General features: G+C 64.2%; 23 protein-coding genes. 9 read left to right on the top strand and 14 right to left on the bottom strand.

Features of this window, described 5'->3' with window-relative positions; translation table 11 throughout:
- Positions 1-48 precede the first annotated feature (48 nt).
- A complete protein-coding gene (locus NDK18_RS18300) occupies positions 49-993 on the bottom strand; it encodes an AraC family transcriptional regulator (RefSeq protein ID WP_250624312.1) in 945 nt (314 codons plus the stop codon).
- A 143-nt stretch (positions 994-1,136) separates the two neighbouring features.
- On the opposite strand from NDK18_RS18300, the gene NDK18_RS18295 reads away from it, so the two are divergent.
- Both NDK18_RS18295 and NDK18_RS18290 read left to right on the top strand, forming a co-directional pair.
- Entirely contained in the window at positions 1,137-2,189 is a 1,053-nt protein-coding gene (locus NDK18_RS18295) for an NAD(P)-dependent alcohol dehydrogenase (protein WP_250628597.1), read from the top strand.
- A gap of 21 nt (positions 2,190-2,210) precedes the next feature.
- On the top strand, positions 2,211-2,915 hold the full coding sequence (locus NDK18_RS18290) for a glutathione S-transferase N-terminal domain-containing protein (protein WP_250628596.1): 705 nt from the start codon (positions 2,211-2,213) through the stop codon (positions 2,913-2,915).
- A gap of 6 nt (positions 2,916-2,921) precedes the next feature.
- On the opposite strand, the gene NDK18_RS18285 is transcribed toward NDK18_RS18290, so the two are convergent.
- Positions 2,922-4,742, bottom strand: a complete 1,821-nt coding sequence (locus NDK18_RS18285; protein WP_250628595.1) for a glycoside hydrolase family 97 protein — start codon at positions 4,740-4,742, stop codon at positions 2,922-2,924.
- Between the two features lie 79 nt (positions 4,743-4,821).
- Between NDK18_RS18285 and NDK18_RS18280 the strand changes: the two genes are divergently transcribed.
- Entirely contained in the window at positions 4,822-5,313 is a 492-nt protein-coding gene (locus NDK18_RS18280) for an SRPBCC family protein (RefSeq protein WP_250624308.1), read from the top strand.
- Here NDK18_RS18280 and NDK18_RS18275 read toward each other — a convergent pair.
- Positions 5,310-6,194 carry a DoxX family protein gene (locus NDK18_RS18275; protein ID WP_250628594.1) on the bottom strand — a complete coding sequence of 295 codons (885 nt, stop codon included), beginning with the start codon at positions 6,192-6,194 and terminating at the stop codon, positions 5,310-5,312. The two genes, NDK18_RS18280 and NDK18_RS18275, sit on opposite strands and share 4 nt — an antisense overlap.
- Positions 6,195-6,399: 205 nt before the next feature.
- Here NDK18_RS18275 and bla point away from each other — a divergent pair, with 205 nt between their 5' ends.
- Positions 6,400-7,251: a subclass B3 metallo-beta-lactamase gene (gene bla / locus NDK18_RS18270; protein WP_250624306.1), complete on the top strand. Its 852-nt coding sequence runs from the start codon at positions 6,400-6,402 to the stop codon at positions 7,249-7,251.
- Between the two features lie 4 nt (positions 7,252-7,255).
- Here bla and NDK18_RS18265 read toward each other — a convergent pair whose 3' ends face one another.
- Entirely contained in the window at positions 7,256-7,876 is a 621-nt protein-coding gene (locus NDK18_RS18265; protein ID WP_250628593.1) for a TetR/AcrR family transcriptional regulator, read from the bottom strand.
- A gap of 169 nt (positions 7,877-8,045) precedes the next feature.
- Here NDK18_RS18265 and NDK18_RS18260 point away from each other — a divergent pair, with 169 nt between their 5' ends.
- Positions 8,046-8,480, top strand: a complete 435-nt coding sequence (locus NDK18_RS18260; protein ID WP_250628592.1) for a hypothetical protein — start codon at positions 8,046-8,048, stop codon at positions 8,478-8,480.
- Here NDK18_RS18260 and NDK18_RS18255 read toward each other — a convergent pair.
- The 5 genes from NDK18_RS18255 to NDK18_RS18235 form a co-directional block, all read right to left on the bottom strand.
- Complete coding sequence (locus tag NDK18_RS18255) at positions 8,477-9,460, bottom strand: glycoside hydrolase family 43 protein (protein ID WP_250628591.1); 984 nt, start codon at positions 9,458-9,460, stop codon at positions 8,477-8,479. The two genes, NDK18_RS18260 and NDK18_RS18255, sit on opposite strands and share 4 nt — an antisense overlap.
- Positions 9,447-11,933, bottom strand: coding sequence for a family 43 glycosylhydrolase (locus tag NDK18_RS18250; RefSeq protein WP_250628590.1), 2,487 nt, complete (start codon positions 11,931-11,933; stop codon positions 9,447-9,449). The genes NDK18_RS18255 and NDK18_RS18250 overlap by 14 nt, the downstream gene beginning before the upstream one ends.
- Positions 11,934-11,973: 40 nt before the next feature.
- Entirely contained in the window at positions 11,974-14,784 is a 2,811-nt protein-coding gene (locus NDK18_RS18245) for a TonB-dependent receptor (protein WP_250624301.1), read from the bottom strand.
- Positions 14,785-14,812: 28 nt separating this feature from the next.
- Positions 14,813-15,991 carry an endo-1,4-beta-xylanase gene (locus NDK18_RS18240; protein ID WP_250628589.1) on the bottom strand — a complete coding sequence of 393 codons (1,179 nt, stop codon included), beginning with the start codon at positions 15,989-15,991 and terminating at the stop codon, positions 14,813-14,815.
- Positions 15,992-16,066: 75 nt separating this feature from the next.
- Positions 16,067-17,206 (bottom strand): aldose epimerase family protein, encoded by a 1,140-nt coding sequence (locus NDK18_RS18235; protein ID WP_250624299.1) that lies wholly within the window; start codon positions 17,204-17,206, stop codon positions 16,067-16,069.
- Between the two features lie 304 nt (positions 17,207-17,510).
- Between NDK18_RS18235 and NDK18_RS18230 the strand changes: the two genes are divergently transcribed.
- Positions 17,511-18,236 (top strand): FadR/GntR family transcriptional regulator, encoded by a 726-nt coding sequence (locus NDK18_RS18230; RefSeq protein ID WP_250624298.1) that lies wholly within the window; start codon positions 17,511-17,513, stop codon positions 18,234-18,236.
- Between the two features lie 21 nt (positions 18,237-18,257).
- Here the strand turns inward: NDK18_RS18230 and NDK18_RS18225 are convergent, their stop codons facing one another.
- Together NDK18_RS18225 and NDK18_RS18220 are read right to left on the bottom strand one after the other, a co-directional pair.
- Complete coding sequence (locus NDK18_RS18225; RefSeq protein ID WP_250628588.1) at positions 18,258-20,384, bottom strand: ATP-binding protein; 2,127 nt, start codon at positions 20,382-20,384, stop codon at positions 18,258-18,260.
- Between the two features lie 62 nt (positions 20,385-20,446).
- Positions 20,447-21,265 (bottom strand): hypothetical protein, encoded by an 819-nt coding sequence (locus NDK18_RS18220; protein ID WP_250628587.1) that lies wholly within the window; start codon positions 21,263-21,265, stop codon positions 20,447-20,449.
- A 61-nt stretch (positions 21,266-21,326) separates the two neighbouring features.
- Here NDK18_RS18220 and NDK18_RS18215 point away from each other — a divergent pair, with 61 nt between their 5' ends.
- The 3 genes from NDK18_RS18215 (at position 21,327) to NDK18_RS18205 (ending at position 22,869) form a co-directional block, all read left to right on the top strand.
- Positions 21,327-21,737, top strand: coding sequence for a hypothetical protein (locus NDK18_RS18215; protein ID WP_250628586.1), 411 nt, complete (start codon positions 21,327-21,329; stop codon positions 21,735-21,737).
- Positions 21,738-21,908: 171 nt separating this feature from the next.
- Positions 21,909-22,271: a response regulator gene (locus NDK18_RS18210; protein WP_250624294.1), complete on the top strand. Its 363-nt coding sequence runs from the start codon at positions 21,909-21,911 to the stop codon at positions 22,269-22,271.
- A gap of 112 nt (positions 22,272-22,383) precedes the next feature.
- Positions 22,384-22,869, top strand: a complete 486-nt coding sequence (locus NDK18_RS18205) for a hypothetical protein (RefSeq protein WP_250628585.1) — start codon at positions 22,384-22,386, stop codon at positions 22,867-22,869.
- Between the two features lie 3 nt (positions 22,870-22,872).
- Here the strand turns inward: NDK18_RS18205 and NDK18_RS18200 are convergent, their stop codons facing one another.
- Genes NDK18_RS18200 through NDK18_RS18190 form a run of 3 tightly spaced genes read right to left on the bottom strand, consistent with a single transcriptional unit; the run spans position 22,873 to position 24,602 of the window.
- Positions 22,873-23,859 (bottom strand): Lnb N-terminal periplasmic domain-containing protein, encoded by a 987-nt coding sequence (locus tag NDK18_RS18200; RefSeq protein ID WP_250628584.1) that lies wholly within the window; start codon positions 23,857-23,859, stop codon positions 22,873-22,875.
- Between the two features lie 51 nt (positions 23,860-23,910).
- Positions 23,911-24,162 (bottom strand): hypothetical protein, encoded by a 252-nt coding sequence (locus tag NDK18_RS18195; protein ID WP_250628583.1) that lies wholly within the window; start codon positions 24,160-24,162, stop codon positions 23,911-23,913.
- Positions 24,163-24,221: 59 nt separating this feature from the next.
- Positions 24,222-24,602 (bottom strand): hypothetical protein, encoded by a 381-nt coding sequence (locus NDK18_RS18190; protein ID WP_250624290.1) that lies wholly within the window; start codon positions 24,600-24,602, stop codon positions 24,222-24,224.
- Positions 24,603-24,722: the final 120 nt, after the last annotated feature.

The following is a 24,722-nucleotide window of genomic DNA, read 5'->3' as shown; positions in this document are numbered from 1 at the left end:
AGACCGATGCTGCGCCGATGCCTGGCCGCCTGCAACGACCCGAACGGCCTAAGTTGCTACCGCTTGCGTTGTAGGTGAGGGTAGGTTTTCGTGCATGGTCAGCATGCGTTGGACGTCGCGCAGCGGCGGCGCGCCGAACTGGCGACAGTATTCGCGATTGAACTGCGAAGGGCTTTCGTAGCCCACGTGCATGGCGATGGAACCGACATCCAGGCGCCGCGCCAACAAGAGGCGCCGCGCTTCGTGCAGCCGCAGCTGCTTCTGGTATTGCAGCGGGCTCATCGATGTCACCGACTTGAACTGGTGATGCAGCGTGGACACGCTCATGTTCAAGCGCTGCGACAACTCATCGATGCGCAGCGGTTGCTGGTAGTGCTCCTTCAGCCACTCCACCGCGCGGGCGATGCGGCTGGATCCCGAATCGCGCGCGGCCAGTTGGCGCAGCCGCGGTCCGTGCTCGCTGCTGAGCAGGCGGTAGAGGATCTCGCGTTCCACCATCGGCGCGAGGTACGGTGCGTCGGCCGGGGAATCGATCAGCCGGGCCAGGCGAACGGCAGCATCGAGCAAGGGCCGCTGCAGCCGGCTTACGCCAATGGCACGTCCCAGCGGCGAGGTGGCCGGAGCGGGCTGGCCCATCTCGGCCATCATCCGGGTGATGTTGCGAAGGTCCAGTGCCACGGCCATGCAAAGGTAGGGCGCTTGCGCCGACGCCACCGTCACGTGCGACATCACCGGGAGGTCAAGCGTGGTCACCAGGCAATGCGAGGCGTTGTATTCGTAGCTGAATCCGCCGATTTCCACGCGCTTGGCGCCTTGGGCTGCGATCACCAGTGATGGCCGGGCCAGGCAACAGGGCAGGTCGCGGATGCGGCCATGGCGGTGCAGGGTGACGCCCGGCAGGGCGGGCTCGTGATCACCGTCCACGGGCGCGTGGCGCAGTATCAGGCTGCCCAGTTCGGCGGAGAGATCATCCAGGGTATCGGCGTGGCTCATTGCCGGATTCTGCACCCGATCGGCCGTGCATGGCAGTACTCCTGGCAGGATCAGGCAAGAATCGGGCAGGATCGGGGCTTCGCGTCGGGGGCGCCGGGGGGCCACACTATTGAAGTCCCTACCGCCCCCACTGGAGCCAAGCCATGTTCACCGTACGCGCCTACGCCGCCCAGAGTCCGACCTCGCCGATCGCCCCGTTCGCCATCGAACGCCGCGAACCGGGCGAGAAAGACGTCCACATTGAAATCCTCTATAGCGGAATCTGCCATTCCGACCTGCACCAGGCCCACGACGACTGGGGTGGCGCGCTGTTCCCGATGGTGCCCGGCCATGAGATCGTCGGCCGGGTCAAGGCGGTGGGCTCGAAGGTCACCAAGGTCAAGGTAGGCGACTTCGCCGGCGTCGGCTGCATGGTGGATTCATGCCGTGAGTGTTCGGCGTGCAAGGAAGACCTCGAGCAGTACTGCGAGCGCGGCGCCACCTGGACGTACAACTCGAAGGAGCGCAACAGCGACCGCCTGACTTTCGGCGGTTACTCCGAGGCCATCGTGGTCGAAGAGCGCTTCGTGGTGTCGATCCCCGCCAGCATGGACCTCAAAGCCGTGGCGCCACTGCTGTGCGCGGGCATCACCACCTATTCACCGCTGCGCCACTGGAAGGTGAGCCCTGGCCAGAAGGTCGGCGTGATCGGCCTGGGTGGACTTGGCCACATGGGCATCAAGTTCGCCAAGGCGATGGGCGCGCACGTGGTGATGATCACCACCTCGCCTGAGAAGGGCAAGGACGCCACGCGCCTGGGCGCGGACGACGTATTGCTGTCGAAGGATGCCGACGCGATGGCAAAGCACGCGTTGAGCTTCGACTTCCTGCTCAACACCATTCCTGTATCGCATGACGTGAACCCTTACCTGGCGCTGCTGCGCCGTGACGCGACGATGGTGATGGTAGGTGTGCTTACCGCGCTCGATCCGCCGGTGATGGGCGGGAGCCTGATCTTCGGTCGCAAGCACCTGACGGGCTCGGGCATCGGCGGCATGGCCGAAACCCAGGAGATGATCGATTTCTGCGCCGAGAAGGGCATTGTCAGCGACATCGAAATGATCGCCATGAAGCAGGTGAACGAGGCCTATGAGCGGCTGGTGAAGAACGACGTGAAGTACCGCTTCGTGATCGACATGGCTACGATGGACGCCTGATAAAAACTCCAAGGAATATCGATGGCTGATCTATCGGCGTTTCCCATTTCAGCGCGCTGGCCGGCCACGCATCCGGACCGCCTCCAGCTGTATTCGGCACCCACGCCCAACGGGGTGAAAGTGTCGATCATGCTGGAGGAAACCGGGCTGCCGTACGAGCCGCACTACATCGACATCGGGGCGAACCAGAGCTGGACGGAGCCGTACCTGGCGCTCAACCCGAACGGCAAGATTCCCTCGATCGTCGACCCCGACGGCCCGGGTGGCAAGCCGTTCGGGTTGTTTGAATCGGGCGCCATCCTGCTGTACCTGGCGGAGAAGACGGGCAAGTTCCTGCCCGCCGATGCGGCAGGCCGCTACGAAACGATCCAGTGGGTGTTCTTCCAGATGGCGGCGGTGGGGCCGATGTTCGGCCAGGTTGGTTTCTTCCACAAATTCGCCGGGCGCGAGTACGAAGACAAGCGCCCGCGCGATCGTTACGTGGCCGAGTCAAAACGCCTTTTGGGCGTGCTGGAAGCGCGGCTGGCGACCCGCCAGTGGATCATGGGCGATGAATACACCATCGCCGACATCAGCCTGCTGGGCTGGGTGCGGAACCTGGTCGGTTTCTACGAGGCAGGCGAGTTGGTCGGGTTCGATAGCTTCAAGGCGGTCAAGGCGTGGCTCGACCGCGGCCTGGCACGGCCGGCGGTGCAGCGCGGGCTGGAAATTCCCTCCCGCGGGTGAGTCGGGCTAGAGCGGGTCGTAGCAACTTGTGCGACCCGCTGTCGCCGGGCAGGCCACCGCGGCGAAGCCGCCATCCTTCTGCACGACGAAATCGAGCGTGTTTCCAGTTCCGTGCACCGTGCGATGGATCACATCGCCGCGGCCTTCGCCGGGTGCGTCTTCAACCGTGTCGATCAGCCAATCTCCTTTGCCCAGCGCTGCCAGGGGCAGGTGCAGCGTTTCGCCGGCGCCGGCACGGATGCCGCCGATGAACCAGCGCTTGCCGCTGCGACGGGCGATTACGATGTTCTTGCCGGGAGTTCCGGAGAGCAGTTTCGTCTCGTCCCAAACCGTGGGCACCTGGTCCAGGAAGGCAAGCGCGTTGGGTCGCTTGTCGTAGGCCTCGGGGGAGTCGGCCAGGTGCTGCCAACCGGATTCGAACACTACCGACAAAGCGGTTTCGTGGGCGATGGACGCCATCTGAGGTCCAGCGTCGAACGCTACCGGGGTGTAGTCCATGGAGCCGACCACGTTGCGGGTGAACGGCTGCACCGTATTGGGATACACCGGCGGATCGTTCTCGGTACCGCGCACCGCTTCCATGCTCATGATGTGCGGCCAGGTGCGTGCCAGGCCGTGCGGGATGGTGGCGCCGTGGAAATTCACCATCAGATGTAATTTCGCGGTGTCGGCAAGGATGGCGTCGTACCACTGGTAGCGCGCCTGCGAGTCGGAATCCATGAAGTCGACCTTGATGCCCTTCACGCCCCAGCCCTTGATCTTCGGCAGGATCGCCTGGCGCTTGTCTTGCGTATCCAGGTTCGTCCAGCGGAACCACAGCAGGATGTCCACGTGTCGGGCCTGTGCGTACTTCACCAGGTCTGGCACCCAGGTGTCTTTCCAGCCCTCATCCACCAGCACATAGGGCAGGTGGTTGCGTGCGGCAAAATCCACATAGGCCTTTTGCCGTTCGGCGTCGCCGGGGCTTTGGTGTTCGCTCAGCCACGACCAGGCCACCTTGCCGGGCTTGATCCACGAGGTATCGGTGAACTTCGCAGGGTCGGCCAGGTCGTCCACCAGCGTGGATTGCGTCACCGTGGCAAGGTCCCCTGCGATCACCGTGCGCCAGGGCGTGCTGCCGTGGAAGCTTGCCGACGCATCGAACAACACCAGGTCGTATGTGGAGGTGTCCAGGCCGTGGCGCATGCGGCTGCCGGTGTAGCGGCCATCGGTGTTGCTTTCGGTTACCAGGAGGTAGTCGCCATTCACCTCGAACAGTGACGGGTAGCCGAAGTCGCCGACGGGCGAGCCATAGGCGCTGTCCTGCGAACGCACGCCTTCGTACTGTGGCTTGTACGGCAGCAGCCAGGCTGTGGTTTCTTCGGGAAAGGTGAAGTCGGTGGCCTCACCCTGCACGGTGGCGTTGCTGCTGCCGGGAAGTTCATAGCGCCAGGCAATGCCGTCGCGTGCGGTGCGTACCACGACGTCGAGCTTCGCGCCGCCTGCACCTGTGAAGGGGAAACGTGTTTCCATCATGGTCGCCGAGCGCTCCAGGCGCTTGCCGGTGGTCATGGTGTAGTGCTCGGTCACTTCGTGGTGGCTCGACGGGCCCGCCTTGAGGCCGCGGGTGAGGTCCACGTCGGTGGTGCGAAGGCCCAGCCTTGATTGCATCAGCGGTTTGCCCTGCGCATTTTCCAGAACCAGCGTGGGGCTGCCGGTGCTGTCGTCGGTAACCAGCGATGCCTTGAGCGGCGCGTTCGACGGGAAGGGAATCGGCGTGGTGGCGGCATGCGCGGACACCAGGGCGGTCATCGCCAGGAAAGCCACGGCGGACGTTCGAACAGGCATCGGCAACTTCCCTTGGGCGATTCGAACGTCGAATAGTACGACAATAATCCAGCACGGGGGTCAGCGCATAATGCGGTGCATGAGCCCTCAACCCGTTGCCGTCACCCGCACCATCGTCCTGCGCGTTCCGCCCGGCGAGGCCTTCGACTTCCTGGCAGGCGCCGATGTATTGCCGAAGATACTCAAGGGCCATGGTCTCTTGCCCGCTGTCACTGGTACCAGCGAGCAGACCGGGCCGTGGGACATGCCGGGTTCGAAGCGGCTGATCCATCTTTCCGATCGCACTACGGTGCGCGAGGAAGTACTTCGTGCCGAGCGCGGCGTGTATTTCGGCTACCGCGTCTGGGACTACACCAATCCCTTGTTCTCGCGCCTGGTAGATCACGCGCGCGGCAGCTTTGAATTCCGGCCGGAAGGAGCCGGAACCAAGGTGGCGTGGACGTACGCCTTCACGCCGCGCAGCGCGGCCGCGCGGCCGTTACTGTGGTTGATCGTGCACCTCTTGTACCAGGGGTATATGGAACGCTGCCTAGGCGAGACGATGCGGATCCTTTCCGAGCCTCGCCCCTAGTCGCGGGCAATGGTGCGCGTGCCCGATGCCGGTACGTCACGATAGGCATCGGCCACCGTCCATGCACCAAAGGTGATCGCGAAGGAGATCACCAGCCCTGTCCACGCGTTGCGGTCGCCGGGCGCTTGCGCAAGCGCGGGCAGCCATACGAAGGTGGTAATCAGCGCCAGCATCACGGCCTCCAGCCGTGCCGCCAACGCCGGCAGCACGCCGAACGCGATGCCCGCGCTGGCGGCGATGCTACCGGCACCGGTGATCCATGCCAGCGCCGTGTGGAACGGCAGCCAGTCCGGGATGAAGGCGACGGTTTGCTCCGTATAGAAGAAGTGCGACAGGCCGATCATCGGCAAGGCAAGCGCCAGGACGATGCGCGCGCTGCGCACGCCGCGGTCGCCGGTGAGGAAGTGCGGCGGCAATCCGCGTGCAAGCTGTGCATACAGCGTCCAGGCTCCCGCGTAGATCGCCAGGATCTCGCCCAGGCCGAGCCACGTGGCTTCCATGGTCGGCACCACCAGCACGGCGGGGAGTTTCAGCAGGATCGCCCATAGCAGCGTGAATACCATCGCCGCGGCGGCGGCGGGCAGGGCGAAGCGCGGCAGCAGCAAGCCCACGCCGGTGACCAGTTCCACCACCGCGCAGACATAGGCGATGAACGTGCGGCCGGGCAGATACTCGATCGGGATGCGCTGCCAAACCAGCGCGAAGTCGCCGTAGATCAGGCCCAGCAGGCCCAGGCCGATCAGTGCCAATGCGAAGGCGGCGCGCGCCGGCCGGATGCGCGGGCGTGTGCGCGCCACCGGCAGCGGGGCCTGGGTCCCTTGCCCGCGTGGGGAGAACACGGCGTTGAACTGCAGGCCGTCCGATCGCGTTGTACCGGTCATGCGGGTCTCCCCTGTGTGTCCCGACGCCATGGGAATCCCGGGCGGTGGGAAATAAAAGAGCCAATCAGGGCGCACCGGGCCGACCAATCGGCAAGCTGGCGCATACCAGCGACCACGTCACCGGATCGCCCCAGGCCTGCCCGCGCGCCGCCATCATCGGCCAGTGAGGCATCGCTAGACTTTCCGCTCCCCACGGAGACATTCCATGCGCCCCACCTTTCTTGCCCTGGCCTGCCTGGCTTCGCTGTCCGCTGTGGCGCTACCCGCACTAGCCACCCCCGAATGGACCCAACCCACCAAGCCCTTCCGCATCTACGGCAACACGTACTACGTGGGAAGCAAGGGCCTGACCGCCGTGCTGGTGACCTCGCCCCAGGGCCATGTACTGGTGGACGCCACCTTGCCCGAGAACGCATCGATGGTGGAGGCGAACATCCGCGCGCTGGGCTTCAAGTTGTCGGATGTGAAAGCCATCCTTAATTCCCACGCCCACGTCGACCATGCTGGCGCGATCGCGCAGGTGGCCCATGACACGGGCGCCACGGTGTATGCCAGCGCATTGGGCGCGAAGGCGCTTGCCCTGGGTGGCCAGGACCCGGATGACCCGCAATACCAGCCCGGCAAGGGCTATTCGCAGGTGTTGGCCACCGTGGTGAGCGACGGTGGACATGTAAAGGTAGGTTCGCTGGACATCCAGGCCCACGCCACGCCAGGTCACACGCCAGGCAGCACCAGCTATACATGGCGCTCGTGCCAGGATGGCAAGTGCGTGGATATCGTCTATGCCGACAGCCTCACCGCGCTCACCAACGGTGTCTTCCGATACACCGATTCACCGAAGCATCCGCATAGCGTGGAGGACTTCAGGAAGTCCATCGCCACCGTGGCCGGCCTGCCTTGCGGCATCCTGGTGACCACCCATCCCGATGCCAGCGACGTGCTCGAGCGCGCGGCCAGCGGCAAGCTGGAGGATCCCACCGCATGCAAGGCATTGGCGGCGCACGCTGACGAAAGACTCGATGCGGAACTGTCCAAGGAGGCGGCAGCCAGCCCGTGATCCATCAGCAGGGCGTGGATGCAGCCAGCAGATAGGCGCGCGCCAGCGTCACCAATTCCTCCTTGAGGTCATCGCCCGGCATGACATGCCGGTTGCTCTCAAGGAGATTGCGCACCGGTCCGGCGATGGCGCCCAGCAGAATGGCCGCGTGCCGGGATGGGTCGGTGAAGTCGCGATCCCCAGCGGTGGCCAGCATGCCCGATACCGCGGCCAGCATGCGTTCGCGGGCCATTTCCACCCGTTCGGCGCCGCCGTGCTCGGCGGCAATCGCGTACAGCGCCTGCGAAGCGCGGGCATGTTCGAGCTTGGCGCCGACATAAGCATGAACCAACGCCTGGGCCATGTCGTCCACCTTGCCGCCACGGTGCTCGGTGCACGAGCGTTCCACCGCCATCGCTACGTGGGTCAGGTGTTGGGCGAGCACCGCGGCCAGCAGCGAGTGCTTGTCCGGAAAATATTGGTAGAGGCTTCCCACCGACACCCCGGCACGCGCCGCCACCCGGGTGGTCGTGGTGCGTTCGATCCCTTCGGCCAGGAGTACTTCGATAGCCGCTTCGCCGATCGCGGCCACAGTGATGGCCGAGCGTGCCTGCAGGGGCTTCTTGCGGTGGACGAGCGGGGGCACGGGGTCGGTCATTGACGAAAAACTAGTCTCCGTTGCAGGCGAGCTCAAGGGTAGAAAGTCTATTGGATCGTGGCAATGCGCCTGTCCGAAGGCCTAGTGCGGAAGCGGAATGGCCGTCCGATTGCTTCGGCAGGAAAATGATCGGCTCATACCTTTTCAGGTTCCTGCCATGTCGACCACCTACCGTTGGACGATCCATGTCCTTCGCACGCTGTTCGGTGCGCTGTTTGCCTTCTCCGGCTTCAATCATTTCGCGCACGTCTGGCAGCCGCCGGCACCGGTGGCCGAGGCGGCGCGAACGTTCCTGCAGGGCCTTGGCGCGAGCGGTTTCGTCATACCGGTGCTCGGCGTGATCTTCATGGTGGCCGGGCTGCTGTTGCTGGTCAATCGCTGGGTGCCGTTCGCCCTGTTGTTGCTGGCAGCACCCGTGGTTGCGATCTTCGGCTACCACGCGGTATCCGAACGCGAGGCCTTCGGCATCCACTGGATCGTGCTGGCCGTCTACCTGGTGCTGGCGTGGGATCGCCGCGCGGCATTCGCGCCGTTGTTCGCAGGCCCCGCCCGCAAGAGAGGGATCAACACGCTGTTCAATCCCGCCCTCTAGTTCGTCGTGTCGGGCACCGGTGCGCCGAAATGCGGCGTGCCGTCGGGTGCGAAATCGAACGGCTGGATGCGCGGCGCGCGACGCTTCGTGCACTTCCAGTCGGGGCCGCCATTGGCGTGATAGATCAGCCAGTGGCGGCCGTCGGGTGTCTGGAAGAAGCCGTTGTGCCCTGGCGCATACACGCCATTGGCGCTGGCGAATACCGGTGCCGGGGATTTCTTCCACGAAGCGGGATCAGTGAGATCGGCCCTTGCATCGGCAGTGAGCAGGCCCAGCGAGTAGCCGTCGGACCAGCAGGCGCTGGCGGAGTAGGTCAGGAAAACCTTCCCCTTGGGGCCGGCAAGGAACTCGGGCCCTTCGAGGATTTTCCTCCCGCCCTGCATTTCCCATTCGAAGGTGGGCGCGGCGATGTCCACCTGTTTGTCCGACAGGGTCCAAGGGTTGGTCATCGGCGCGATCACCAGGTCGCTGTGATCGCCCACATAGGCGGAGTACACGAAGTAGCGCTTGCCGCCGTGATCGAAGACGGTGCCGTCGATGCCGTTGTAACCGGTCCTGAGCATGCCCTTGTCGACCCACGCGCCAGTGGTGGGATCGCTTGATGAGTTCTCCAGCACGAAGACATGGCGATGGGCGTCGTCGTCATGGCCCCGTTCGGATGCGCTGTAGTAGAGGTACCACTTTCCATCCAGGAAGTGCAGCTCAGGTGCCCAGATCGAGAACGAATGAGGTCCCGAGTCGGGCGCACGCCATACCGTGACGCGCGCCGCATCGCCGAGCTTGCGCATGTCGGTGGTCTTCCACAGGTCGATGCGGTCGCCGAGCGTGTTGGTGTAGTAGTAGAAGCCATCCTTCTGCGTTACCCAGGGATCCGCCCCCGACGGCAACAGGGGGTTGCCTGCTTGCGCCAGGGCGGGGACGGCCAGGGCTAACGCCCATGCCAGCGTGAAGCTGCGCTTCTTTAAATCAAGGCGTGTCATCGCCATCCACCTGCAGGTAGTCGATATCCTGTACATAGGCTGCGCCATCGACATCGATGGTGTTGAACCCGGCCAGCAGCGGTGCCTTCACCGTCAGCACGTTCCAGCCCGGTTCGTGCGCCGGGCTGGTGATTGAGAGTTGCACCGCGCCATTCACCCGCAGCACCGGTGTGGCGGCGATACCGACATCGGCAAAACGCAGCCGCAGCGTATGCAAGGCCGCCGTGCTGTTGATCTGGAAGCGCAGCCGGGCCTGCGAGCCTGCACCCAGGCGTGCCTTGCGCTGGTTCGACGCGTTGCGGTCGGGGACCGGTACCGCGCCGGTCATGGCGGCGTCCTCCGCCTCGTAACGGTCGAAGCGAAGCGGCGCTGCGTTGTAGAGGATCTCGTTGGACTTCGGCGACGTCGGATCCTGCGGCGAGGACGACGAGGTGACATGCAGGAAGCTGCCGTCGTCACGCTGGAGCAAGGCTTGGGTCCAGCCGGCGTGGATATTGCCGGTGAGTTTCTGCACCGGTGCGCGCACTTCCCACCATGGGCCGCGGCCGGAGGCGTTGTTGAAGTAGAGAGAGCGGCCGCCTTCGTCGCCGCCACCGCCGGCGCGTTCGGCCAGGACCACGATCACGCCTTCCGGGCCACCCACCGGGAACCAGCGGATCACCGGGCACGTCGCCGGCCATGCGCCCGATTGCGTGATCACCGGATCGCCATGGCGTTGCGGGTCGCCGAAGTCCAGGCCGTCACGGCTGAACTTGATCTGCACCTGGCCATTCTGCGGGCCGTCGATGTTCTCGTAGGTCATCGCGTAGCGGCCGTCGCCCAGGCGCTCGACGATGGCCATGCCCGGGCGCTCCACGCCACCGGGGATGGCCACGTCCAGCACTTCCTTGCCCCAGGTCTTGCCGCCGTCGGTGGACAGCTTGTGTGCCAATACCTGGTTGTACCCCTCGGCCTTGTGCTGTTCGGACGAGTAATAGGCCACCATGCGCCCGTCATCGAGCACGTGGATGTTGGTTTCCCACACGCCCTTGTTGTCCTTGTCCGACGGTTTGCCGCCGCCCTTGATCACCGAGCCGCGGTAAGCCCAGGTTTTGCCTTCGTCGGTGGACGCATAGACCTGGAGGTCTTGCGTGGCCACGTGATCGTGCCCGTCGTTGCCGGTGGCATTGGCCGAAAGGATCAGCGTGCCGGCGGCAAGGCCGCCGCTGGCCCGCTGCATGCGCATCAGGTGGGGTTGCCAGCGCAGCTGCCACTTTGCGTCGCCCTTGTGGGCCTGGTCGGTGATGTCCAACAAGTGCGTCCAGTGGTCGCCGCCGTCGCGGCTCTCCCATAGGGGAATACCACCCATGCCTTCCTGTTCGAACACCATCAGCAGGTGCTTTAAGTCCCTGGCTGGTGCATCGTCGAAACGTGCCACCGAAACGTAGCCGGTACCCGGTGCCAGGTGGGTGCCAACCGCCACCTCGCGACCTTCCTGTGCCTGTTCGGAAGGCAGGTCGACGGGAACGCCGGCGTTTACCGGCACGCCCAGCACGGGCGCACCGCTCGCGTCGAAGTGCATCGGCTGCATCCGGATGTCACGGCAGGCGTAGGCGTTGGGTTTGCAGTCGAGGCGTTCGATGGCGTGGTACACGTTCCAATACGATTTGCCGTCGGGTGAGGGCACGAACACCACCGAGCCCGGTCCGTAGACGGTGCCGTGGTGATCGAAGATCGGGCCGGACTTCACCCACGATGCGGCATCGCGCGGATCGCTATCGGGTTTGAGCGACAGCAATCCCACCGCGTAGTCGTTGGGAATCCAGCTGGCACTACCGGAATAGGTGATGTACGTACGGCCGTTGCGCGTATAACCCACCGGCCCTTCCTGGATCGGTTTGTCGCGCGTCTCCCAGGGTTCGGTGGGCGTGGACAGATACACCGTTGGCCCATCCACCGTCACCGGATCCCGCAGGCGCGTCAGGCATATACGCTGCGGAAAGGCGCTATCAGCCTGGTTGGTGCAGGACCAGGTGAGGTAAAGCTTGCCGTCGGCGGCGGTGAACACGTTGGGGTCGATGCCCCAATGATCGTCGGACAGTTTCACCTGGCCATGGGGCAGGCCGGTGTCGGCCTCGTGGAAGGCGCCAATGGCCTTGCCGGGCTTGTCCGCTTCAAGCACGAAGAGGCGGTGATGGTCGTTGTTGCCATCGTCGGCGGCGTAGTACGCGTACCAGCGGCCGTCGACAAAGTGCAACTCCGGCGCCCAGACTTCCCTGGAGTTCGCCGTGCCGCCGGGACCATGCTTCCACACAGCCTGCCACGGCGCCTTGGCCAGCCCCGTCAGGGAGCGCGACTGCTTCACGCATATGTCGGCGATGCCGCAGCCCGAAGAGCTGTAGACATACGTGCCGTCCACGACCTCGATGTAGGGATCCTGCCCCTTGAACACCGGGTTGGTGAACGAGCCGGCATGCGCGAGCGGCGCAAGCACGAGCGCGCCTGCCACAAGCAGGCTGCGCCGTTTGCCCGTGTTACAGCTTGAAACGAACACCTGCACCCACCGAGCGATCCTGGTAACGGTAGTCCTGCGGCATCGTTGTTCCCTTGCCCGCGTAGGAATGGAAGTTGGCGCCGAAGAGGTTCGTGGCGTTCAACACCACGGTGAAGTTCTTGCTGATGTCGTAGCTCACCGACAGATCCACCTGGTTCGCCGGCTTGTCGTACATCTGCGCGTTGTTGCCGATCACGCCCGATGCCGCCAGGAAGAATTCGGGGAACTTGCTGCGGTAGTTGTAGGCAACGCGCGCGGAGAACCCGTACTTCTCGTACATCAACGCCACGTTGCCGTTGTTCTTCGACACGTTCTGGAACGATGTCTTGATGAAGCCGTCGCCAGTCATCGACGGAGTGCTCAGCGAGCTGTCGATGTAGGTGTAGTTCACCTGCACGCCCAGGCCACTCCACGCGCCGGGCAGGAAGTCGAAGAACTGCTGGTAGGCGAGTTCGGCGCCTTCCAGGTGGCCGGAGCCTGAGCTCTGCGGGCCCGACAACAGGTAATTGATACCGCCGATTTCCTGCTGGAAGGTATAGTTTTCGATATAGCCGGTGATGTCGTGGTAGAACACGCCGCCGGTGAGCGAGCCCACCGGGCTGAAGTACCACTCAAGCGTGGCGTCGTAGCTGGTGCTCTTGGTGGGTTTCAGGTTCGCGTTGCCGCCAGAGCCCGTGGCGATGGTGTTGGCCGTGGGCGGGCTAAGCGACAGCGATGGGTTCAGCTGGGTGAAGTCCGGGTATTGCAGGGTCTTGCCGGCGGAAAGCCGCATCTGCAGGTCGTCGCGGAAATGCAGGTTGAAGGTGGCATTCGGCAGCGCGTTCTTCTGGCTGGTGGACAGGCCGATCGGCGAGTACAACGCTGCGACGCTGTCGTAGGTGAAGGCATTGAGGTCGCGGTTGGTCTTCTCAAAGCGCGTCCCGATCACGCCGTCGAAAGGCATGTCGCCGATCTGGCCGCCGTAGTTGAGCTGGGCGTAGACCGAATACGTCTTCTCGTTGATGTCGAAGAACTGGCCCTGCTGCGCCGCCAGGTGACCCGGTGCCAGCCCGTAGTACTGGCGCAGCGCGTCCTTGTTGTCGATCAGGTAGTTGTAGCAGCCGGTGAGTGCGCTGCCCGGCACCGTGCCAGTGCGCGGCACGTTGCAGAAGTAGGACGAACCAAACTGGCCCAGCACGTTGTTCTGGGGGTTCGGTGAACCATCGGCCAGGTATGCGCCGCCCGGCGGCGCCTGGTCGAACTGCGCACCGGTGGCCTTGGCGGTGGTATTGGCATAGCGCGCGCCGAAGTCGAGCGAGTTGAAGATGCCGGCGTCGAACGCCCAGTCGCCGTCGAAACGGTAAGCCGTCTGCGTGGCCCGGTTGTTGTTCCACTGCTGGTACAGGCCGTTGAGGAAATAGTTGGCCGGGTTCAGCTGCGGGTTGCCCACCAGGCCCCAGGTGTTGGGGTAGTTGTAGTAGGTGGTCAAGGGCTGCGTCTTGGCATCGAGGTAGGTATCGATGACGAAGCGCTGGTTCTGGTAGTCGGCGGAGTTGCGCGTGACGTCGGAGGAAAGGTTCACGCTGTCGCCGTGCCATTTGATGCCCAGCGAGTTCTGGATGTTGTGGCCCCAGTCCTCGTGCGCCTGGGTGCTGGTGGCGGCGTAGTAGTTGCCGGTGAACTGTGCGCTGGTTAGCGGGCAGATGTTCTGGCCGGCATAAGGCGAATCCGCCGTGCCGATCGGGAAGCAGTGGTTGCTGGCGGTGAACTGCGAAGGTGCCACCACGTTCTGCGGGCCGGAGAAATAGTACGGCTGGTTGTAGCGATCGGAGATCCAGGTATACAGGCCTTCCAGGTATATCTCGGTGTTGTCGTTGGGCTTCCACTGCAGGGCGTAGTTGGCTTCGGGGCGCTTGCGATAGCCGATGTTGTAGTTCGCGCCGTACTGATTGTTGGCCACCAGCAGGTTGCCGTTGGCATCGCGTACCGGATTGGTGGTGCCATCGGTGAGCACGCGGGTGAGGTTCGAATCCACGTATGCCACGTTGTAGTCGTAGTGGCTGGTGTTGATGCCGGTGTTCAGCAGGGCGCCGAATTCACCTGCGTCGGTCTTCCAGCGGTCGCTGATCAGGAAGCTCGCCGACGGGTCGGTATGCGCACCGTACTTCTGGTTGGTCTCGTTGGCGGTGGCCGATACCTTCAGGCCGTCGAAATCGAACGGACGGAAGGTGCGGATATCCACGGTACCGGCGATGCCGCCGGTGACCATCGTGGCGTCGGTCGACTTGTAGACATCAAGGCCACTGACCGCCGTGGCGGGAAGGTCCTGGAATGAGAACTGGCGACCACCGGAGCTAAACAATTCCCTGCCATTGAGCGTGGTCACGGCGTTAGGCAACCCGCGGATCACTACCGAGGTTGTTTCGCCCTGGAAACCCTGGGCCACCTGCACGCCGGTCACGCGCTGCAACGCATCTGCCACGCTGTTGTCGGGCAGCTTGCCGATGTCCTCGGCCACGATGGAATCCACCACCATCTTCGCGTTCTGCTTGATCGCCTGGGCGCCCTGCAGGCTGTCGCGTAGCGGGGTGACAGTAACGCCGGTGAGGTTTACGGCGCCGGCCCTGGCCTCGGCTTCACGTTGCGCCTGGGTTTTCACCGTGGGGCTGGCCGCAGCAGGCACGGCCGCTGTGGACGATGACGCCGGGGCGGAATCCGACGGGGGTGGCTGGTCACCGGCGTACGCGGCCGGTGCAAGCGCGGCGGCAATCATGCCGCTGAGAAGGGTAGAGCGAAGAAGAGCGCGGTTCATGGGGATGCTCGCGTGGGGTTGTGTTGCACTATTTGTGCGAAGGAACGGGATAGAGCTGGTCTTCGGCCGGCACCACGCCGCGGGGAGCGTGCGACAGCGAACGCAGGATGTCGGCTTCGCGCTGGCGGTAGGGCGTGCCATCGGGATGCAGCAGGTCGTGGAACCACAGCACCGGCGGCTCGTCGGTGTAAGGCTTCTTCCAGGAATCCCAGGGGAATTTGGTTTGCGTGAGGCCGTCGACGAAGCCCCAGTTCACCATGCCGACATCGAGCTTCTTGGCCAGCGGAAGGATGCCGTCGATGGTGGAGCCGGCGCCGCGCGCCATGTATTCGGTGCAGATCAGCGGGCGACCGTAGCCTTGCAACTGCTTCACGCGCGAGGCGAATACCTCGGGCCAGTCGTAGTTGTGGAAGCTGATCACGTCGGACTGTTCAAGCTGGGTGCGTTCCACTGCATTGAGCTTGGAGGCATCGGACCAGTCGTCGTCGTGCCACAGGCCGCTGGTGAGCGGCTGCGTGGGCTTGGCGCTGCGAGCCCAGGTGAATACCTGGGGCAGCAGTTCGGCCACGTGGTTGAACTTGTCCTTCGGTTCGCGCTGCTGGTAATTGCCACCGCCGGCGTTGTCCGGCTCGTTCCACACGTCCCAGGCCAGGATGCGCTTGTCGTTGGCGAAGTGGCCGACCACGTCCTTCACGTACTGCTCGAACCGGGGGTATTGCGACGGGTCGGTCATGGCCACGCCTGGGCTCTGCACCCAGCCGGAGTTGTGCACGCCGGGGATGGGCGGCCGCTGCGGCCCGAGCTTCGGCTCCGGGTCCCAACACGAATCGAACAGCACGAAGATCGGCTTGATGCCGTGACGGCTGGCGATGGCCAGGAACTTATCCATGCGGTCCTTCAGGCCCGCGGCATCCTGCTTCCACAACAGGTCGTGCAGGAACACGCGCATGGTGTTCATGCCCAGCTGCTGGGCCCAGCCCAATTCCTTGTCGATGGTGGCCTCGTCGAACGTGTCGGCCTGCCACATCTGCAGTTCGTTGATCGAGTTGGCCGGCATGTAGTTGCTGCCCAGCGGCCAGGACTGCTTGCCGTACCACGCCTTGGCCTGTTGCGGCGTCCAACGCGCCCCCGCCGCTGGTGCATCCGTAGCGTAGCTCGCAGGTACCGCGGCCAGGCCCAGCGCGATCATCAACAACCACTGTTTCATGATTTTCCTTTTTTGAAGACAAGCCGATCCCGTGGCGGCCCATGGGAGCCCCCGTTGATGACGCGGCTTGTTCGATTATTTCTTTACCGAAAACTCGTAGATGATCAGGTTGCGGTATTCATGGCCCGGTTCCAGGCGCGCCGAGCCGAAGGACGGCTGGTTCGGTGTGTCCGGGTAAAGCTGCGGTTCCAGCACGAAGGCATCGCCCTGCCGGTAAACCTTGCCGCTGGTGCCCACCGTGGTGGCGTCGAGGAAATTGCCGGAATAAAACTGCAGCCCCGGCTGTGCGGATTTGAGCGTGAGAACGCGGCCGGAGACGGGATCCTGCACGCGGGCCACCACGCGCGGCGCGGGGGCCTCGGTGCGGGAAATCACCCAGTTGTGGTCGTAACCCCGGCCATTGAGTAGCTGCTCTTCGCGGCCGTTGCGAATATCGCGGCCGATCGCCTTGGGCGTGCGGAAGTCGAACACGGTTCCGGCCACGGGCGTGATCTTCCCGGTGGGAATGGATCCGGCATCCACCGGAAGATAGGCATCGCCGGCGATGGTGATGAGGTCACTCATCACGCTGCCGGAGCCTTCGCCTGAGAGATTCCAGTAGGTGTGGTTGCTCAGGTTGACGATGGTCGTCTTGTCGGTGACCGCACGGTAGTCGATGGAGAGGCGGTTGTCCTCGCCCAGGGTGTAGGTCGCGGTGACGTCGAGCTTGCCGGGGTAACCCATGTCGCCGTCGGGACTGGTCACTTTCAGGGTGACGCTGGCGGACGCGGCATCGTGCTTGACGTCGGCTACGGTCCAGATCAACTTGTCGAAACCCTTCGTGCCGCCGTGCAGCGAATTGACCTTGTCGTTCACCGGCACCGAATACTCATGACCGTCCAGGGTGAACTTGCCCCGGGCGATGCGGTTGGCGTAGCGGCCGACGGTGGCGCCAAAGTATTGCGGGGCCTTCTGGTAACCCTCGAGCGTGGCGTAACCCAGCACGATGTTGGCCTGTTTGCCGGCAGCGTCCGGAGCGGTGAGCGACTGCAGGGTGGCACCGAGCGAGATCACGCGGGCTGTCATGCCATGGCTGTTGCGCAGCACCACGGCTTCGACCTTGCTGCCATCTGCCATGCTGCCGAACGACTCGCGCGTCGCTTCCGTAGCGGTAGCCTGGCCCGCAAGCACGAGGACAGCAAGACACCACGACGGGGACCAGCCAGATCGCTTCATGTGTTCGAGCCCCGACCCCAGTAAAGAGAAGATCAGTCAAACATATTGTATGACTATCCCGCAACATGACGAATGGTAAAGAATTTTTAATGATGCATCGCATCACGAATCACGAACGCAATCACTTTGGCCTGTGCCCAAGCCCGGCGACACATCACCGCACGACACGTGATGCACTTGTGAGACCGGGATGATGCAGATGCACACTGAAATCGCTTGGCAGGACGCTTTGCGCTGCCTATAGTCAGTTTGTATGACAATCGGCACGCGACATTCTTCGCTTGCCTTGCCTGCAGGGGAAACCATGAGGAAGCCCAACGCGGTCCGTACGCTGTATGGACACGTGATGCACGAACTGGGGCAGCGCATTGTCTCCGGGCGGGTGCGCCCGGGCGAAGTATTGCCGCGTGAGGAATCTCTCGCCACCAGCCTGCAGGTCAGCCGCACGGCGTTGCGGGAAGCCTTGAAGGTGCTGTCGGCCAAGGGCCTGATCGAATCGCGTGCCGGCGTGGGTGCACGCGTGTTGGAAGAGCGCTACTGGAACCAGCTCGATGCCGACGTGCTGGCCTGGCGTTGTGCATCCATGCCCACCGACGACTTCGTCGACAAGCTGGTGGAAATGCGCGAAATCATCGAGCCCGCCGCGGCCGCCGCGGCCGCGCGCCATCGTACCGACGAGCAACTGGCGGCGATCGAGGCGGGCTTCGCACTGATGGACGCCTCCACCACGCTCGACGAATGGGCCAAGGCCGACCTCGCCTTCCATGATGCCGTGCTGCACGCCACCGGCAATGAGCTGTTGATGTCGCTGTTTTCGGTGATCGAAACCGCGCTTGGTATGTTCTTCGTGCTTTCCGCGCGAAACGCCAGCAACTTCAAGTATTCATTGCCACACCACCAGAAGGTGCTGGAGGCGATTGCCCGCAAGCAGCCGGAAGTGGCGCGTAACGCGATGCAGGCGATGATCGGCGATTCCCAGGCGAACCTGAAGAAACACCGGGGCCGCGGGCGCAAGAAGGCCGGTGCCTGAAGGCCCGCAAGGGAAGGAAGGTCAGTCGGCCAGCATCTGGCGCACCCGCGAGGCGAGGCGTTCGAAGGCGAATGGCTTGGTGATCATCTGCATGTTCGGTCCGAGGAAGCCCCCCGGTGCGGCGGCGTTCTCGGCGTAACCGGTCATGAACAATACTTTGAGGTTCGCGCGGGTGGCTATCGCCGCGTCCGCCATCTGGCGACCGTTGATCAGGGGCAGACCGATGTCGGTTATCAGAAGGTCGATGCGCTGGTGCGATTGCAGCAGGTCCAGGCCCGCCTGGCCGTCGCCGGCTTCGAGCGTGGTGTAGCCCAGTTCATCGAGAACTTCCACCACCAGATCCCGTACCACCGGCTCGTCTTCCACCACCAGTACGACTTTCCCGCTGTCCCCGTGGTGCTTGAGCCTTCCGACCGAGGGGCTTTCGACCACAGGGACGTCGTCATGATGGCGCGGCAGGTACAGGCGGATGCTGCTGCCCTGGCCCAATTCGCTCACGATGCGCGCCACGCCTTCGGACTGCCGCACGAAGCCGTAGATCATCGATAGCCCAAGGCCCGTGCCCTGGCCCATCGGCTTGGTGGTGTAGAAGGGCTCGAAAGCGCGGTCGATGGTGGCCGGCGACATGCCCACGCCCGTATCGGTGACAGCGATGCAGACGAAGTCCCCCGACAGCACGTCGTGGCTCAGCGTGCCGGCGACGAGAGTGGAATTGGTCGTGGTGATGGTGAGCTCGCCACCATCGGGCATGGCATCGCGGGCGTTGATCACCAGGTTCAGGATGGCGCTTTCCAGCTGGTTTTCATCGCACAAGGTGAGCCACAGCCCGGTGTCCAGGCCAAGGTGGACGGTGATGTGCTCGCCCAGCGTGCGCCGCAGCAGGTCCTCCATCGATATCACCAGCGGATTTACCCGTACCGGCTTCGGATTGAGCGGTTGCCGGCGTGAGAACGCCAGCAGGCGATGGGTGAGCGCCGAGGCACGATTGGCCGAGGTCATGGCGCCGGTGATGAAACGGGAAAGATCGTTGGTGCGGCCTTGCTCGATCCGCGCGGCGATCAGGTCGAGGCTACCCACGATGCCCTGCAGGAGGTTGTTGAAGTCGTGCGCAATGCCGCCGGTGAGTTGGCCCACGGCCTCCATCTTCTGCGCCTGGCGAAGGGCGTCTTCCTGCTGGTGCAGTTGCTCGGTGCGTTCGGCCACTTGTTGTTCGAGCGTGGCATTCAGGCGCTGGGTTTCCTCGAACAGACGGGCATTGTCGATGGCGATCGCAGCCTCGGCTGCCAGTGCCATCACCGAGTGCTCGGCGCGGTCGGTGAACGCGTCGGTATCTGGATGACCGAAGAACAGGCCGCCACGCACGTGGCCGCCGCGCGCCACCACCGGCACCGCCAGGTAACTGGTGACATCGAACGGGCTCGTGGACACGGTGGAGTCCGACGTGTCCTGGTTGTAGCGGGAGTCTGCCTTGATGTTGCCCGAGCGCACGATGCCCGGACCTTCCGGCGTGGAGGTGAACACCTCGATATTCCGCATCATCGGAAACCTGGCGAACATCTCCGTGGATACGCCCGACAGGGCATGCAGCGGGTAGTTGCCGTTGCGCCCGTCCAGCGCGTTGTAGATGAAGGCACCGAAACGCGCACCGGTGAGTTCCACGCCGGCGTCGATCACCGCCTGCACCAGTGCGTCGACGCTGGTTTCTCGTGCCAGCGCGGTACTGGCACGGTTCAATACCGCCAGCACGCGGCGTTCGTTCTCCAGGGCCTGCTCGGCGAGCATCTGTTCGGTGCGGTCGCGCAGCACCTTGACGAAGGCGATGTCCCCGGCACCGACGCCGGCCACCGGCGTCATTTCGCCCACGGCCCAGAAACGCGAACCATCCTTGCGCACGCGCCAGCCTTCATGACCGCCACGCCCGCGGGCCCTGGCGTCGTGCATTTCCTCGGCAAGGCGATCGCGAGGCTGGGCGTCTTCGGGAAAGATGCGTTCGATCGACTGGCCGGTCATCTCATCGGCGGTCCAGCCCAGGAGCTTTCGGGCGCCGGCACTCCAAAGGCGCACCAGCCCGTGCGTGTCCAGCGCGATGATCGCCGTGTCCACGGCGCTGTCCAGGATCAACGATAGAGCGCTTGCGCTGGGTTCCACTTTCGCTCTCCTTCGGCGCCGGGATCATACCCCGCTTGGCACCGGATCGAATCTTCGTGCAATTACAACGGATATACCCTGCAGGCGCGCTCGACCGCATCGAACACGATGGCCAGCCGCACGTGCTTGGACTGCGATGGGCTGGCTGCCGCCATCACGCGCGCGAGTTGTTCCAGTTCCTTGCCCACCTGGCCCAGCCGGCCGGCCTCGATCGCTACCCCGTAGCCGCTGAATTTCCGGCTGTCCAGGGCACCATGCATAGCCCGGCGGCCGTCACCGGGGCGTACCTTCACAAGTTCCACGCCGGGTTCGGCAAGGAGGTCGCGGATTTTCGGATGGTAGATGAGTTCGATAGTGGCGCCCGTGACGGACATGGACCGGGCGATCAAGTCCATCGCCAGTTGGCAGGCGTGGGCATGGGCGATGCCGGTGGGATCGTCCAGCGGCGTGGCCTCCTCGCCGAGCGTAGCCATCCGGCCCAGGCCTAGCAGGGCTCGTCCATCGGCCGATAACAGCACCAGGTCGCCACCGCGGCCGCGGTCCTCGGCTGGGTGCATGCGGAACGCCTGGGCACTGCCCAACGCCTGGGTTTCGGCTGCGGTGGCTGGGGCAGGTAGCGGCTCGGGCGCGGCGTCCTCTTCGTTTCTTGGCCAAAGGAAATAGGTGGCTACCGCCGCCAGGATCACGCCCAGCAGGATCAGGATCAGCAGGATGTCGTCGATGCCCATCAATGGTTCGCCGGCGCCTTCAGGATGAGCGCCCTGATCGGGTATCGGCATCAGCTTGCGCAGGTTGAGCCGAAGATCTTGCGACCGCATTGCGGCGCCGTGCCATGACGCGCCCACCTGGATCGCCGAGAATGGACCTAGGTCCTTAACCATGAGGCAATACATGCCTTTCGAAAAAGTCCCGCGGCCCATGCGCTTGTGGGGAATCTTGGGGTTGAACATCCTCACCGCGGCATTGGCCGTGGCCAGCTATGCCCCCAAGGGCAAGGGACCGGACGCGCCGCCCCCGGTTCATTACAACCCGATGGTGATGGGGGTGACCGGATTGCTGGCTTTGGCGGTGGTGGTGTGCACCATCGTGGCCCTGGTGGGACGCCCGCGTTGGCGCTGGTATGCACTGGGTTCGGCCTGCGTGTTCTTCGGCTTGCGCGTGCTTGACCAGGTTGTCTCGATGATTTCGCCCGCTCCCGGGGTGACACTGGGCGATCCGATGGCGCTGGGCGTGGCCGTGGTGATGATCGGCATGAACCTTTGGGTGTTCCTGGGCATGCCAGCGGACGATTTTTACGAAAGCCGCGACCCGCGTTTCCGCCTTCCGGATGACAGCGCCCTGCCGCACAACTGAGTTCTGCCCGCCGACGGCGTATCGAGAAAACGTTTACCCGATAATCTGTGCGCAAATTCTGTCAATAAATAACGGTTTATAACCATTGTGCGCTAGAAAAATATATGTTGGTGTCTGTACCCTCGAACCAGGAAAAGCAGCACCGACCTTGGCCTGGAGTGGGGCATCACCATGCGGACGCCGCGGGCGCGCGCCTTGATCATCGAGGACAACTTCCTGTTGGTCGAAGCGCTCATCGACACGCTGGATATCCTTGGCTATGACGTGGCCGCCACGGCGGCCACGGTCGAGCAGGCGGTTGATGCTGCCCAGCGGGTGCAATGCGAACTGGCCCTGGTAGACCTCGACCTCCGGGGCAAGGTTGCGTGGCCCGCGGTGGACATCCTTCGCCATCGCGGCATCCGTACCATCCTGACCACGGCCACCGGTGCCTGCGACATGCCACCGGGATTCCGCGGCACATTGGTTGAAAAGCCCTTCGACATTGGCATGCTTCGGCGCGCGATCGACGCCCATCCGTTGCACGTGGCCTGACCGCTTGCCGAATATCGCCACCGGGCGCATGATCCGCCGGGGCAGCGACGACCCTTCTTGAAGGGTCACCGCTGGACGGCCACGGTCAAGGGGATGCCATGGGTGCCGTTGCATGACGTTCACCGCGCAGTCTGTGCGGGCGACTTATTTCGATGAAAGCGAAGATGCGCCGTCGGCGTTCCGGTTCCCGGGCTGGCGGGGCACGGTATTGTTCCGCGACCGCCACGGCGTGCACGGCATGCCGCGGGAATTGTGGGACGCCCTGCGCGTGGCAAGTCCCCATATGTATTGGTGGCTCGGGGAATATGCGCGTGGCACGGAAGCCGATCCGTGGTGCCGCACGGTGCCTGCGGACTGGGGCGCCTTCGCCCGCACCATGCACGGGTCCGGTTCGCCCGACTGCGTCCTGGTGGATCCGGCCGAATGCTGGGCGGCGCTGGTGGACATCGACTGCACGGTGCTTGGATGCTCGCCGGAGGTTGCCAGGGTGATCGACGCACGGCTGGCAGCGCACGGCAGCAGTCTGCGCACGCTCAGTGACGCGGACTATGGCGATGCCACGGAATGGAGCTATCGCCGTGCCGTGTTGCAGGTGTAGCCATCAACTCACGGGGGTCCGGATCGCGGCGGAGAAATCGCCGTCCAGGCCCGCCGCACGGGCCCGTTCGCTGATCGCGCTGCGCTGGCGAAGTTTTTCCACGCCATCGGGAGCATCCACGGCACCGGCATCGCGCAGGTACTCAGGCAGGTAGCCCGTCGCCAGCAGGCGGATATCCATCGGCAGGCCGGGATTGAGGCGGCGCGCCATGCGGTAGACCAGCGTGGTGCAGTTGGAGGTGATGGTGTTGTACCACTCAGGCCGCGCCGCCAGGCGGTTGGCCGCATCCACGTAGGCCACGAACAGCGAGCGCAGCGTGTCAGCGTGGGCATTGAGCGGTAGCAGGTAGGTGTCTTCCATGCGCATGTTGGTACGCACGCCGATGATGTCCGGCTCCGTGGCGGCGATCAGGATCATCTCGTATTGCTTGAAGAAGCCGCCGATGGCGGAGAATGCCTGCCCCCGCTTCTTGCGGATCTCCACCGAGAACACCAGGTACCGGCCATCGTCGAAGGCGAAGGACACCATGGCGTGGGCGATGCTGCGCAGCCCCCAATAGGAAACGATGGCGTCGGCGTGTTGCAGGCGCGACAGATCGTAGGACGGATTGGCCCAGCGAACTTGATAGGTATCTTCCGAAGTCCAGCGGAAGTCGCGGACATGGGAAAGCTGCGCCATGTCGCCATCGATGCGTCCGGTGAGCGTGCGGGCAACGTCGTCGGCCCAGTCGCGATCATTCGACGGGGCAATGCGCCACCACCAACCCAGCAGCGACAAGAGCACCAGCCCCCAGGCGACGAGGGGCCATGCATGGCCGAAAAGGACGATGGCGGCAATGCACGCCACGACAGCTATCAGGTAGGCGCCCAGCGCGAGCCTCGAGCCGTGGTACCACAGCGCCAAGGCGCCCCAGGCGCCGGAAACGAAGACGATGGCGGCCACGAGCGCCGCCGCCAGCAACTCCATGCCTGCACGGTACGCGCCCGTCATCGGCTTCGAAGGCTTATCGTCATGTGCGCCAGTGTAATGGCGCGATGAAGGTCAGCAACGCAGCAGCGTGACCAGCTCGTTGCCTTCCTCGGGCGTGATGGCCTCCGCTTCCACCCGCAAGCGCACGTCCGAGTCGGTGCTGGTGTTGCGCACCCGCCCGCTGCGCTCGTCGCGGAAGTGTCCGAGCAGCACGTCGTTCACCGCGCAATGGCCTGATTCGATCGAGCCCAACGTAAGCCCGTTGTCTCGCTCGATCAGTGCCACCTGCAGATCTGGGTTGTAGAACCTCACCACACCTCGCATCACCTTGCCCCCTTCTATCGGCGTCGGTTTACTGGCTCTCTATGGAGCCCTTGCGAGGCTTACAGCACGTTTTGTGCCATGGCGGTGGCAGGTGGCGGGAAGCCGGCTCCGCCCAGGCAGCCCAGCGCACAAAGCGCCAGCAACACGGTCCAGGCAACCAGCCACGCCACGCGAAAACGGGCCTTCACCGCCACGGCTGCGAGGCCCCCGATGAGCGCCCCCAGCATGGACGGCGCCACGGCGATGCCGATCACCGCGGCGATATTCCCCCTCCAGGCAAAGTGCCCCAGGGCCAGGCCCGCGACCAGCAGCACGCTGGCTGCTATCAGCGTCCAGGCGGGGCCAATATCACGCTTGGGATGGAAAACGAAGGCCGGCGCCTCCGGCAACGGCGGTGGTTCCACGCCGCGGCCCACGGGAAGTGGCGGTACGTCCGCCATCGAAACCGGCATATGGCAGGCGGGACAAACCCGGGCCGACGACGGTACGTCGGCGCCGCAAGACTGGCAAAGCATGGAGAACCCCTGATACTTCCGCCGCCACGCTACGCAGGCGGCGCC

Source organism: Pinirhizobacter soli, from assembly GCF_015905305.1.
Classification (GTDB): domain Bacteria; phylum Pseudomonadota; class Gammaproteobacteria; order Xanthomonadales; family Rhodanobacteraceae; genus Pinirhizobacter; species Pinirhizobacter soli.
Note: the sequence above shows the minus strand (reverse complement) of the source record. Positions and strands in the feature narration are given on the sequence as shown.